Genomic DNA, 12,646 nt, shown 5'->3' on the forward strand with positions numbered 1-12,646 from the left:
GTGTTCACACCACCCACGCCGCGTCCCGTCGTTCGAGGAAGGCCGTCATCCCCTCGCGGGCCTGGTCGGAGGAGAACAGCCTGGCCGAGAGTGCGGTGAGGGTGCCCGCGTCCCGGTCGAATGTCTCCAGCACCCTAGCCGTGAGCAGCTGTTTCGTCGCGGCCAGGGCCTGGGGTGCGCAGCGGCGGAGGCCGTCGAGGACGGGGGCGAGGGCGGTGTCGACGTCGTCGGCGGTGGTGGTGAGGAGGCCCAGGTGTACGGCTTCGGGCGGGGTGAAGCGTTCGCCGGTGAGGTAGTAGCGGGCGAGGGCGCGGGGGTCGGTTCGTGGGAGGAGGGGCAGGGAGATCACCGCGGGGGCGACGCCGATGCGTACCTCGGTGAAGGCGAAGGTGGACTCGGTGGACGCGGCGGCGATGTCGCAGGCGGCGAGGAGACCGAGGCCGCCGGCGCGGACGTGGCCGGTGACGCGGGCGACGACCGGTTTGGGCAGTTCGACGATCTGGCGGAGGAGGCCGACGAGCGCGTCGGGGTGGGGCGGGTCGCGCAGGTCGGCGCCGGCGCTGAAGGTGCTGCCGGTGTGGGTGAGCACGACCGCGCGGACGTCGGGGTCCTTGGCGCAGTCGGTGAGGGCCTCGGCGAGTTCGGCGACGAGGGCGGCGGACAGGGCGTTGCGGGTGGTGGTGGCGTCGAGGCTGAGGGTGGTGACGGCACGCGTGTGTGTCCGTCCGATCGACGTCATGGGCGCTCCTCCGGTTCCGTGGTCTTGGTGAGGGCGCGCAGTTCGCGGCGGAGTATCTTCCCGGAGGCGGCACGGGGCACTCCGGCGATGAAGGTGACCTTGCGGACGCGCTTGTAGGGCGCGACGCGTTCGGCGACGTAGAGCATGGTCTCGTTCTCGGTCAGGTCGCCGGCGGTGGGCCGGCGGACGACGAAGGCGTGCGGGATCTCGTTGCCGTCCTCGTTGTAGGCGCCGACGACGGCGGCGTCGGCGATGCCCGGGTGGGTGAGCAGGAGCGCCTCCAGTTCGGCGGGGGCCACCTGGAAGCCCTTGTACTTGATGAGTTCCTTGACCCGGTCGACGACGTACAGCCAGCCGTCGGCGTCGACGTGGCCGACGTCGCCGGTGTGCAGCCAGCCGTCGGTGTCGATCATGTCGGCGGTGGCGTCGGGGCGGCCGAGGTAGCCCTTCATGACCTGGGGGCCGCGGATGGCGATCTCGCCGGGTTCGCCGACGCCGAGGTCCTTGTGCGGGTCGTCGAGGGAGACGATCCGCATCTCGGTGCCGGCGATGAGCTTGCCGACGGTGCCGGGCGGTGCCTCGCCGAGGGCGTCGAGGGGGACGATGTGGGTGCCGGGGGAGAGTTCCGTCATGCCGTAGCCCTGGGCGACGGGCGGCAGGCCGAGGCGTTGTCCGCCGGCGGTGGCGAGTTGGGCGTCCAGGGGTGCGGCGGCGCTCATGACGTACTTCAGGGAGGACAGGTCGTACTGCTCGACCAGTGGGTGCTTGGCGAGGGCGAGGACGATGGGCGGGGCGACCCACAGGCCGGTGATGCGGTGGTTCTGGATCGCGGCGAGGAAGGTCTCCAGCTCGAAGCGGGGCAGGACGACGACGGTGGCGCCCTTGCGCAGCGGCGCGTTCATGAGGGCGGTGAGGCCGTAGATGTGGAAGAACGGCAGGACGGCGAGGATGCGGTCGCCGGGGCCGGACGGCACGGAGACGTCCAGCTGGGCGAGGTTGGTGGCGATCTGCCGGTGGGTGAGCATGACGCCTTTGGGGACGCCGGTGGTGCCGGAGGAGTACGGCAGTGCGGCGATGTCCTCGACGGGGTCGATGTCGACCTGCGGCTCGGGGGCCTGACTGGCCAGCATGTCGATGAGTGAGCGGTGTCCGGGTGCGCTGTCGCAGACGAAGATCTCCGCTACGCCGCCGGCGAGTTCGGCGGCTCGGCGGGCGGTCTCCAGGAGCGGTGAGACGGTGACGATCCAGCGGGCCGCGGAGTCCTTGAGCTGTTTGGCGAACTCCTCGGGAGTGGCGAGCGGGTGCACGGTGGTGACGGAGGCGCCCGCGCGCGTGGCGGCGTAGAACGCCGTGGGGAAGGCGACGGTGTTGGGGCTGTGCAGGGCGAGTACGTCGCCCTTGCGGACGCCGGCGTCGGCGAGCGCGGCGGCGATCCGCCGGTGGAAACGGTCGAGTTGTGCGTAGGTGAGGGTGGTGCCGTCGGTGCCGTCGATGAGGGCGGGGGCGTCGCCGAACTCGGCGGCCCGGCCGAGTACGGCTTCGTGGATGGGCAGTTCTACGGGCGGAACGTCTGCGTACTCGCTGCGGAACACGGTTCCTCCAAGGCGGCCTCGGGCCTCAGTTCGGCCTGCGTGCGACCTGAGTGGGGCCTCAGTACGACTTGGGCAGGCCGAGGGTCTGGTGGGAGACGTAGTTGAGAATCATCTCCCTGCTCACCGGAGCAATACGAGCCACGCGCGCGGCCGTTATCAACGAGGCGAGCCCGAATTCCCGCGTGAGTCCGTTGCCGCCGAGGGTGTGCACGGCCTGGTCGACGGCCCGCACGCAGGCCTCGCCTGCCGCGTACTTCGCCATGTTGGCGGCTTCACCTGCGCCGATGTCGTCGCCCGCGTCGTACAGGTGGGCTGCCTTCTGCATCATCAGGCGGGCGAGTTCGAGGTCGATGTGCGCCTGGGCGAGGGGGTGGGCGATGGCCTGGTGGGCGCCGATGGGGGTCTTCCAGACGGTACGGTCGCGCGCGTACCCGATCGCTTTGGAGAGGGCGTAGCGGCCCATGCCGATGGCGAACGCGGCGGTCATGATGCGCTCGGGGTTGAGGCCGGCGAAGAGCTGGAGGAGTCCCGCGTCCTCGTCGCCGACGAGTGCGTCGGCGGGGAGGCGTACGTCGTCCAGGGTCAGTTCGAACTGCTTCTCGGCGGCGCTGAGTTCCATGTCGATGGGGCGTTTCTGGAAGCCCTCGGCGTCCGTGGGGACGATGAACAGGCAGGGCTTGAGGCGTCCGGTGCGGGCGTCCTCGGTGCGGCCGACGATCAGGACGGCGTCGGCCATGTCGACGCCGGAGATGAAGACCTTGCGGCCGGTGAGCAGCCAGTCGCCGCTCGCCGGGTCGCGGCGGGCGGTGGTGGTGATGCGGTGGGAGTTGGAGCCGGCGTCGGGTTCGGTGATGCCGAAGGCCATGAGGCGGGTGCCGTCGGAGAGTGCGGGCAGCCAGGCCCGCTTCTGTTGGTCGGTGCCGAAGCGGGCGATCACGGTGCCGCAGATCGCGGGTGAGACGACGAGCATGAGGAGTGGGGAGCCGGCGGCGCCGAGTTCCTCCAGGACGATGGAGAGTTCGGCGATGCCGCCGCCTCCGCCGCCGTGTTCCTCCGGGAGGTTGACGCCGAGGTAGCCGAGTTTTCCGGCTTCCTGCCAGAGTTCGGTCGGGGGGCGGCCTTCGGCGATGGTGCGGGTGATGTAGTCGCGGCCGTACTTGGCGCCGAGGGCGGCCACCGCTGCGCGGAGTGCCTTGTGTTCGTCGGTTTCGATTTGAGGGCTCATCGTGGCTCCTTCGGGTGCGGGTTGGGTGTGGTTGCTCGCGCAGTTCCTCCCCCCAGCCTTCGGCCGGGGGTGCCCCGAGCGCCCCTAAAGGGGCGCCTGTACCACCGCCAGGAGAGAGCCGGGCTCCACCTGCTGTCCTACGGCCACTCGCAGCTCGGTCAGCGTGCCCGTCACCGGCGCTGTGATCTGGTGCTGCATCTTCATCGCCTCCAGCCAGAGCAGCGGTTGGCCGACCTCGACCGATGCTCCCTCGGCCAGCCCCTCGGCGATCCGTACGACCGTTCCGGGCATCGGTGCCAGCAAGGACCCCGGAGCCAACTGGGCCTTGGGGTCGGGGAAGCGGGGCAGGGCGGTGAGGGTGAGGTTGTTGACGTGGATCCGGTCGCCGTAACGCGCCACCGCGAACTTGCGGTGCACGCCGTCGATGTCGAGTACGACGAGACGCGTATCGGCGTGCACGACCCGTACGCCCTCTGCCGTGAGGCCCTCGCGGGTGTGCCGGTAGTGGGCCTCGTGCTCCTCGCCCGCCATCAGGTAGCGCTTGGTCTGGGGCTGGGAGGGCAGGTTGCGCCAGCCGCCGAAGCGGGAGCGGCCGTGGGCGTCGGCCAGGGCGGCGGCGAGGGGGGCGTGCGGGTCGGCGGCGAGGGCCGTGAGTGCGGTGAGGTGGCGGTCGTAGAAGCCGGTGTCCATGCGGGCCGTCGCGAACTCCTGGTGGCGCAGGGAGCGGACGAGGAGGTCGCGGTTGGTGGTGGGGCCGTGCAGGGTGGCCTGTTCCAGGGCGTGGGCCAGTTTGCGCAGGGCTTCCGCGCGGGTGGGGGCGTGGGCGACGGCTTTGGCGAGCATCGCGTCGTAGTGGACGCCGATCTCGTCGCCGTCGGTGTAGCCGGTGTCCAGGCGGACGCCGTCCGGTACGGCGAGGCGGTGCAGGGTGCCGGTCTGCGGGGCCCAGTCGCGGGCGGGGTCCTCGGCGTAGAGGCGGGCCTCGATCGCATGGCCATGCGCGCGTGGGGCGTCGAGGGGAAGGGCGTGGCCCTCGGCGACGCGGATCTGTTCGGCGACGAGGTCGAGGCCGAACACGGCCTCGGTGACGGGGTGTTCCACCTGGAGGCGGGTGTTCATCTCCAGGAAGTGCGCCTTGCCGTCGGCGACGAGGAACTCGACGGTGCCCGCGCCGACGTAGGCGACGGAGCGTGCGGCGCGCACGGCCAGTGCGTGCAGTTCCTTCACCAGGCCCTCGGGGAGTCCGGGTGCCGGTGCCTCCTCGATGACCTTCTGGTGTCTGCGCTGGAGTGAGCAGTCGCGGGTGCCGAGCGGCCAGACCGTGCCGTGTGTGTCGGCGAGGATCTGCACCTCCACATGGCGGCCGCGTTCGATGTAGGGCTCGACGAAGACCTCGCCGTCGCCGAAGGCGCTCGCGGCCTCGGCGCGTGCGCCCTCCAGCGCGGCGGCCAGTTCGTCGAGGCGGCGTACGACGCGCATGCCGCGCCCGCCGCCGCCGGCGGCCGCCTTGACGAGTACCGGCAGGTCGGACTCGGTGACCTCGCCGAGCGGGGCGATCCCCATGAGCTGCTTGGCGCGGGTCTTGGAGGCCATCGCCTCGATCGCCTCCGGCGGTGGCCCGATCCAGACCAGGCCGGCGTCGATGACGGCGCGCGCGAAGTCGGCGTTCTCGGAGAGGAAGCCGTACCCGGGGTGCACGGCGTCCGCGCCGGCGCTCACGGCGGCCTTCACTACCAGGTCGCCGCGCAGGTAGGTGTCGGCGGGCGTGGCGCCCGGCAGCCGTACGGCGGTGTCGGCCACGCGCGCGTGGAGCGCGTTCGCGTCGGCGTCGGAGTGCACGGCGACCGTGCGGATGCCGAGGTCGGCGCAGGTGCGGAAGATCCGGCAGGCGATCTCGCCGCGGTTGGCGACGAGCAGGGTCGAGATCACGTGGTCCCTCACATCCGGAAGACGCCGAAGCCGCCGCGTGCGCCTTCGTAGGGGGCGGTGTGGATGGCGGACAGGCACAGGCCGAGGACGGTGCGGGTGTCGCGCGGGTCGATGACGCCGTCGTCGTACAGCCGCCCGGACAGGAACTTGGGCAGCGACTCGGCCTCGATCTGCTGCTCGACCATGGCGCGCAGGGCCGCGTCGCCGTCCTCGTCGTACGGCTGTCCCTTCGCGGCGGCGGACTGCCTGGCGACGATCGAGAGGACGCCGGCGAGCTGCTGGGGGCCCATGACGGCCGACTTGGCGCTGGGCCAGGCGAACAGGAAGCGGGGGTCGTAGGCGCGGCCGCACATGCCGTAGTGGCCGGCGCCGTAGGAGGCGCCCATGAGGACGGAGAGGTGCGGGACGCGGCTGTTGCTGACCGCGTTGATCATCATCGCGCCGTGCTTGATGATGCCGCCCTGCTCGTACTCCTTGCCGACCATGTAGCCGGTGGTGTTGTGGAGGAAGAGCAGGGGGATGTCGCGCTGGTTCGCCAACTGGATGAACTGGGCGGCCTTCTGGGACTCCTGGCTGAACAACACGCCCTGTGCGTTCGCCAGGATGCCGACCGGGTAGCCGTGCAGGCTGGCCCAGCCGGTCGCGAGGCTGCTGCCGTACAGGGGCTTGAACTCGTCGAAGTCGGAGGCGTCGACGAGCCGGGCGATCACCTCGCGGGGGTCGAAGGGGATCTTCAGGTCCTCGGGGACGATGCCGAGGAGGTCGTCGGCCGGGTACTTGGGGGGTTCCGCCGGGCCGGGGTCGGGGTGGGCCTTGCGGTGGTTGAGGCGGGCCACGACGCGCCGTGCCTGGCGGAGCGCGTCCGGTTCGTCGACGGCGAAGTAGTCGGCGAGTCCCGACACGCGCGCGTGCATCTCCGCGCCGCCCAGGGACTCGTCGTCGCTCTCCTCGCCGGTGGCCATCTTCACCAGGGGCGGTCCGCCGAGGAAAACCTTCGCGCGCTCCTTGACCATGATCACGTGGTCGGACATGCCGGGGATGTAGGCGCCGCCGGCGGTCGAGTTGCCGAAGACGACGGCGACGGTGGGGATGCCGGCGGCCGAGAGGCGGGTGAGGTCGCGGAAGATGGCGCCGCCCGGGATGAAGATCTCCTTCTGGGAGGGCAGGTCGGCGCCGCCGGACTCGACCAGGCTGATGCAGGGCAGCCGGTTGGCGAGGGCGATGTCGTTGGCGCGCAGGGCCTTCTTCAGCGACCAGGGGTTGCTGGCGCCGCCCCGCACGGTCGGGTCGTTGGCGGTGATGAGGCACTCCACGCCCTCGACGACCCCGATGCCGGTGACCAGCGAGGCGCCGACGGCGTACTCGCTGCCCCAGGCGGCCAGCGGGGACAGCTCCAGGAAGGGGGTGTCGGGGTCGAGGAGGAGTTCGATGCGCTCGCGGGCCAGGAGCTTGCCGCGCTTCCGGTGCCGTTCGACGTACTTCGGGCCGCCGCCCGCGAGGGCCTTGGCGTGCTCGGCCTCCAGGTCGGCGAGCCTGGCGAGCATGGCGTCGCGGTTCGCCCGGCGGTCGGGGGTGTGCGTGTCGAGGGTGGTCTCGATGACCGTCACAGCAGGGCCTCCGGGATGTCCAGGTGGCGGGAGCGGAGCCATTCGCCGAGGGCCTTGGCCTGGGGGTCGAAACGGTGTTGGGCGGCCACACCCTCGCCGAGGATGCCCTCGACGGTGAAGTTGAGGGCGCGGAGGTTGGGGAGCAGGTGCCGGGTGACCGGCAGCTCGGCGGTCTCCGGGAGGAGGTGGCGGAAGGTGTCGACGGTCAGGGTGTGCGCGAGCCAGCGCCACGCCTCGTCCGAGCGCACCCAGACGCCGACGTTGGCGTTCCCGCCCTTGTCCCCGCTGCGGGCCCCGGCGACGAGCCCGAGGGGCGCCCGCCGGGTGGGGCCGGCGGCGGGGGGCGGCTCGGGCAGGGGTGGCTCGGGCGGGTCCTGGAGTACGAGGGTGTCCTGGGCCGGCGGCACGGGGATCCGTCGTCCGTCATGGAGGACGGCCATATGGGGCACGTCGCCATGGGGGACGTACACATCCTCGAAGACCCCGTAGGGTGCGCCCTTCCCGGGTGGGGCGAGCACATGGAAGCCGGGGTAGCTGGCGAGTGCCAGTTCCACGGCGGCGCCGGTCAGCGCCCGGCCCACGGTCTCCTGGTCCCGGTCCCGGACGACGAGCCGGAGCAGCGCGCTGGCCCTCTCCTCGGTGTCCGCGTCGGGACGGTCGGTGCGGACCAGCTCCCACGTGACACCGGACGGCGGTGACTTGGCGAGGGCGTCGGCCATCTGCTCCCGCACCAGCGCGGCCTTCGCCTCGATGTCGAGCCCGGTGAGCACGAAGACGACCTCGTTGCGGAAGCCGCCCAGCCGGTTGCGGCCGACCTTGAGGGCCGGGGGCGGGGCCTCGCCCCGGACCCCCTCGATCCGCACCCGGTCCGGGCCGTCCTGGCTCAGCCGGACGCTGTCCAGGCGGGCGGTGACGTCGGGGCCCGCGTAGCGGGCGCCGCCGGTCTCGTAGAGGAGCTGGGCGGTCACCGTGCCGACGTCGACGAAGCCGCCGGTGCCGGGGTGCTTCGTGATGAGGCAGCTGCCGTCCTCGTGCAGTTCGGCGAGCGGGAAACCGGGGCGTCGCAGGTCACGGCCGGCCCCGGCGTCGGCTCCCGCAGCGGCTCCCGCAGCGGCGAAGAAGGCGTAGTTGCCGCCGGTGGCCTGGGTCCCGCACTCCAGGACGTGCCCGGCGACGACGGCGCCGGCGAGCCGGTCGTACTCCCCCGGCCCCCAGCCGAAGTGGGCGGCGGCGGGCCCGGTGACCAGGGCCGCGTCGGTGACCCGGCCGGTGACCACGATGTCCGCGCCGGCCCGCAGGCACTCGGCGATCCCGAAGCCGCCGAGGTAGGCGTGGGCGGCGAGGCTGCCGGGGTGGGCGGCGGTGAGGTCGTCGCCCTCCACATGTGCGACGCGCACAGGTATGCCGAGCCGGTCGGCCAGCTGCCGTACGGCGTCGGCGAGTCCGGCCGGATTGAGACCGCCGGCGTTCGTGACGATCCGCACGCCCCGCTCCCGGGCCAGGCCCAGGCAGTCCTCCAGCTGGCGCAGGAAGGTGCGGGCGTATCCGGCGCCGGGGTCCTTGAGCCGGTCGCGGCCCAGGATGAGCATGGTCAGCTCCGCGAGGTAGTCGCCGGTGAGGACGTCGAGTTCGCCGCCGGTGAGCATCTCGCGCAGCGCGTCGAAGCGGTCGCCGTAGAAGCCGGAGGCGTTGCCTACGCGCAGGGTCACGGGGTGCCGCCCTTCGGGGTGCGGCCGGGGCCGGGCGGGCCCGCGAAGGCCTGGGCGACGTCCAGCCAGCGGTCGGCGTCCGGGCCGGTGGCTTCGAGGGCGAGGTCGGCGCGGTGGGCGCGCTGGGTGACCAGGAGGCAGAAGTCGAGAGCTGGTCCGGTGACCCGGTCGTCGGCGTCCTCCGGGCCGTACGTCCACAGCTCGCCGGACGGCGCGGTCAGTTCGACGCGGAACTCCTCGAACGGCACGGGCAGTCCGTGCACGCCGAAGGCGAAGTCGCGGGTGCGGACGCCGAGTCGGGCGATGTGCCGGATCCGGTCGGTGGGGGTGCGGGTCACGCCCAGCGCGTCGGCGATGTCCAGGCCGTGCGCCCAGGTCTCCATCAACCGGGCGGTGGCCATGGAGGCGACCGACATAGGGGGTCCGTACCAGGGGAAACGTGTCCGTGCGGGCGCCGCGCGCAGCGCCTGGTCCAGGGCCTCGCGCCCGGCCCGCCAGTCCGCCAGCAGCTGGGCGGGGGGCTTGGCGGCGCCTTCCTCCGCCCCGTTGTCCACGAAGTCGCCGGGCTGGGCCAGCGCCTTCTCGACCTCGCGGGAGAAGGCGTCCTGGTCGGTCACGGCCAGCAGCGAGGAGTGGTCGGTCCAGGCGAGGTGGGCGATCTGGTGGGCGACGGTCCAGCGGGGCGCGGGGGTGGCGAGAGCCCACTGCTCGGCTCCCAACCCGGCTACCAGCCGGTCGAGTTCCGCACTCTCCTCACCCAGGTCGTCGATGACGGGCGTCGGATCGGACATGGGGGGAGCATGGCAGCGGCCCCGGAAACAATCAAGCACGCTTGCATGAATTTGGCAGAGCCGTGGCCGCGAGCCCGGGACCGGGAACTGGCATCCCGGCGGGAAGCTGGGCACGAAGTCCGCGCCGGTCGCGCTGGACGCCCAGACCGTGAAGAAGATCCAGCGACCGGCGAACGGCTATCAGGACGCGCTGCCGTTCCCCTCGGGCTGAGCGCCGACGGCCGGCTCCGGCTGGACGGCGGCGACCGGCTCCGGCTGGACGGCGGCGACCGCCGGGTCCGGCCGGGCGTCGACCGCCGGTTTCCGGCCGCGTCCCACCTGGGAGCGGACCGCCCCGATGCTCGCCGCGATGACGAGGGCGACGGCGGCCGCCTGGGTCGCCGACAGGGCCTGGCCGAGGACGAGGAAGCCGGCGACGGCGGCGATGGCCGGTTCCAGGCTCATGAGGACGGCGAAGGTGTGCGCGGGCAGGCGGCGCAGCGCGAGGAGTTCGAGGGTGTAGGGCAGGACCGAGGAGAGGACCGCGACCGACGAGCCGAGGGCGACGGTGGTCGGGTCCAGGAGCCTGCCACCGGCCTCGGCGATGCCCAGGGGCAGGAACAGCAGGGCCGCGACCGCCATCGCCATCGCCAGCCCGTCGGCCTGCGGGAAACGGCGGCCGGTGCGGGCGCTGAAGACGATGTAGGTGGCCCACATGGCGCCGGCGCCCAGGGCCAGGCCGACGCCCACGGGGTCGAGGCCGCTGAAGTCTCCGCCGCCGAGCAGGAAGACACCGCCCAGCGCCAGTCCGGCCCAGAGGGCGTTGATCAGGCGCCGGGAGGCCAGCACGGACAGGGCGAGCGGCCCAAGCACCTCCAGGGTGACGGCGAGCCCGAGCGGGATGCGGTCGACGGCCTCGTAGAAGAGGCCGTTCATCGCGCCCATGGTGATGCCGAAGACGATGACTGTGCCCCAGTCGGTGCGGGAGTGGCCGCGCAGCCGTGGCCTGCAGAAGACGAGCAGGATCACCGCGGCCGCGAGCAGCCGCAGGGTCACCACGCCGAGCGCACCCGCCCGGGGCATCAGGGTCACCGCGAGGGCCCCGCCGAACTGCACGGAGATCCCTCCGGCCAGCACCAGCCCGACGGGCCCGAGCGAGCCGAGCCGGCCCGGGAGGCCGGAGGTGGCGGGCGCGGACACCGGGGCGGCCGTGGACGTCGGCGCCGACTGCGAGGTGCTGGGGGTGGTCACGGGCGGTCCTGGAGATTCGTTGTTCATTACGATGCACTTCTCAGTCCAGGGTAATGGACCTAGACAGGCGCGTGAACCCCTTATGGAACTGTCCTGGATGCCGAGATGCCGAGCGGAGGGAGCCGACATCGGAGTCGACACCCTTTCGGCCTCGCCCGGGTGCGGGGCGAGGCCGAACGGTAGGGAAACGAATCTTCAGAGATCTTCGGCCGGCGGCCGGACGTTACTTCACGTCGACGTAGTCGCCGGTCGCCGTCGTGGCGCCGGTGGTGGCGTTGGTGGCGAACGAGTAGCGGTAGTAGCCGTCGACGGTGGCCTTGGTGGTGGTCTTGAGGGCGCCGCCGATGCCGGCGGTGATGGTCTTGAGGGTGGTGTAGGTGGTGCTGCCCTTCTTGCGGAACTGCAGCTGCACCTTCTGCGACGCGTAACCCGCGTACGTGCCGGTGTTCCAGTTGGCGCGCGTCAGCTTGCCGGTGACGGTGATGGTCTTGCCCTTCTTCACCGGCTCCGGGGTGGCGTTGACGGTCAGCTTGGACGCCTTCTTGATCTTGGTGGTGGCGACGTTGTCGTCGATGCTGGCGTTCGCGGAGAGGTCGAAGCCGCCGAGGAACAGCTTCCAGGTGCCGGCGGCACCGTTGTTCTTCAGGTCGGTGGCCGCGTCGATGTTGAAGACGGCCTTGCAGCTGTAGACGCCGGTCTGGGTGGTCGACTCGACGCAGTTGGGGTCGTCGTCGGTGTCCAGTTCGCCGGTGATGCCGGCCGCGCTGGAGCTGTCGGTGCCCTGCCAGAGGGCGGCCACCGTCAGCGCGACGCCGTTGTCGCTGGTGGCGGTGTAGGTGGCGGTGACGGACTTCTTGGTGGTGGTACCGAGGACGATGTCCTTGCCGCCGTTGACGACGCCCTTCGAGAACTTGATGTTCCCCTGCGCGTCCTTCGGGTGAACGGTCTTGGCGGAGAAGGAGGCGAGTCCATCCTGCGCGCCGGAATGTTCCGCCGCCTGAGCGGCCACCGGCACAGCGAGTGCGGACAGGACGACCGCGCCGGAGAGAACGGTGGCCGCGACACGTATGCGCATGTGAATCTCCTGGGATCGCGAAAGGTCCGCCGGGGTCTCGCCCCGCCGGGCCATGGACCCACGCAGCGTACAAATCGGATGGAGAACCCTTGAAGATCCTTTGTGCAATAAGTGTGTAACGGCATACTTTTGACAAGCATTCAGCACTCGCAGGCTCGTCTGCCCGGCCAGGGCTACTAGTCGCGGAACAGGTGGCGGCCGCCGGAGAGTGTGGTCGGGAGGGGCGAGCCGTAGTCGGTCTCTGCATATCCCCGTCTCCATACGCGTCCGGCCCCCATGGCAGCTACCGCACCACGCGGCGACGTGCCCACCTGCACCGCTCACCCGCGAAAAGTTGGGTCGGCGTCCTGCTCGCCGAGGAGGAGTTCGTCCCCGCTGGGGAAGCGGGCGGTGCCGCCCTTCTCCCAGGTGAGCACGATCGCCAGGCCGCCCATCGGTCCCCGGGCGGCCGTCGCCGTCTTCACCCTGCGCCACTGTCCCTCGTAACCGATCACGTCACCGGGGACGACGACGGCCGCGCGCTTCGTCGGGACGCTCAATCGGTCCCGGCGCGACGGACGCGGTCCAAAGGGGTGTCCCACTCGATGCCACCCCCTTGCGGGCGGATGTACGCGGTGCGGCTGATGACCCGTCCGGTGTCCTTGAGGCGTTCCTCGATCACGCCCTGAAGCTCGCCGGTGCGTCCCGAGACACCGTCCTCGACGAGCGTGCCCTGCGGGTACGGCAGGGTGCCGTGATCGACCATCGTT

Annotated in this window: 11 protein-coding genes and 1 pseudogene; 1 reads left to right on the plus strand and 11 read right to left on the minus strand. The window is 71.6% G+C overall.

Annotation, left to right across the window (positions count from 1 at the left end):
• Positions 1 to 4: 4 nt before the first annotated feature.
• From JF597_RS32450 to JF597_RS32480, 7 genes are all read right to left on the minus strand, one after another.
• Positions 5 to 739 carry an enoyl-CoA hydratase family protein gene (locus JF597_RS32450; RefSeq protein ID WP_294003458.1) on the minus strand — a complete coding sequence of 245 codons (735 nt, stop codon included), beginning with the start codon at positions 737 to 739 and terminating at the stop codon, positions 5 to 7.
• Positions 736 to 2,331: a 4-coumarate--CoA ligase family protein gene (locus JF597_RS32455; protein WP_294003460.1), complete on the minus strand. Its 1,596-nt coding sequence runs from the start codon at positions 2,329 to 2,331 to the stop codon at positions 736 to 738. Before JF597_RS32455 ends, JF597_RS32450 begins: the two co-directional genes overlap by 4 nt.
• A 58-nt stretch (positions 2,332 to 2,389) precedes the next feature.
• The gene (locus JF597_RS32460) at positions 2,390 to 3,556 is read right to left on the minus strand and encodes an acyl-CoA dehydrogenase family protein (RefSeq protein ID WP_294003462.1); all 1,167 of its coding nucleotides are present in this window, start codon (positions 3,554 to 3,556) and stop codon (positions 2,390 to 2,392) included.
• 84 nt (positions 3,557 to 3,640) lie between these two features.
• A complete protein-coding gene (locus tag JF597_RS32465; protein WP_294003464.1) occupies positions 3,641 to 5,485 on the minus strand; it encodes a biotin carboxylase N-terminal domain-containing protein in 1,845 nt (614 codons plus the stop codon).
• A gap of 8 nt (positions 5,486 to 5,493) precedes the next feature.
• Positions 5,494 to 7,092 (minus strand): carboxyl transferase domain-containing protein, encoded by a 1,599-nt coding sequence (locus tag JF597_RS32470; RefSeq protein WP_294003466.1) that lies wholly within the window; start codon positions 7,090 to 7,092, stop codon positions 5,494 to 5,496.
• Positions 7,089 to 8,801, minus strand: coding sequence for an acyclic terpene utilization AtuA family protein (locus JF597_RS32475; RefSeq protein ID WP_294003468.1), 1,713 nt, complete (start codon positions 8,799 to 8,801; stop codon positions 7,089 to 7,091). The genes JF597_RS32470 and JF597_RS32475 overlap by 4 nt, the downstream gene beginning before the upstream one ends.
• Complete coding sequence (locus tag JF597_RS32480) at positions 8,798 to 9,592, minus strand: TIGR03084 family metal-binding protein (RefSeq protein ID WP_294003470.1); 795 nt, start codon at positions 9,590 to 9,592, stop codon at positions 8,798 to 8,800. The genes JF597_RS32475 and JF597_RS32480 overlap by 4 nt, the downstream gene beginning before the upstream one ends.
• Positions 9,593 to 9,671: 79 nt before the next feature.
• Between JF597_RS32480 and JF597_RS32485 the strand changes: the two are divergent.
• Positions 9,672 to 9,803: pseudogene (locus JF597_RS32485) on the plus strand (TIGR03943 family protein); the annotation flags it as partial.
• Here JF597_RS32485 and JF597_RS32490 read toward each other — a convergent pair.
• The 4 genes from JF597_RS32490 to JF597_RS32505 all read right to left on the minus strand — a co-directional run.
• Positions 9,773 to 10,849, minus strand: coding sequence for an EamA family transporter (locus tag JF597_RS32490; protein WP_294003472.1), 1,077 nt, complete (start codon positions 10,847 to 10,849; stop codon positions 9,773 to 9,775). The pseudogene JF597_RS32485 and the gene JF597_RS32490 sit on opposite strands and share 31 nt — an antisense overlap.
• Positions 10,850 to 11,045: 196 nt before the next feature.
• Complete coding sequence (locus tag JF597_RS32495; protein ID WP_294003474.1) at positions 11,046 to 11,897, minus strand: hypothetical protein; 852 nt, start codon at positions 11,895 to 11,897, stop codon at positions 11,046 to 11,048.
• A 320-nt stretch (positions 11,898 to 12,217) separates the two neighbouring features.
• Positions 12,218 to 12,436 carry a hypothetical protein gene (locus JF597_RS32500; RefSeq protein WP_294003476.1) on the minus strand — a complete coding sequence of 73 codons (219 nt, stop codon included), beginning with the start codon at positions 12,434 to 12,436 and terminating at the stop codon, positions 12,218 to 12,220.
• Positions 12,433 to 12,646, minus strand: a 214-nt coding sequence (locus JF597_RS32505; protein WP_294003478.1) for a hypothetical protein, incomplete at its 5' end; no start/stop codon positions are given. The genes JF597_RS32505 and JF597_RS32500, both read right to left, overlap by 4 nt.

Source organism: Streptomyces sp., assembly GCF_019510245.1.
Lineage (GTDB): Bacteria > Actinomycetota > Actinomycetes > Streptomycetales > Streptomycetaceae > Streptomyces.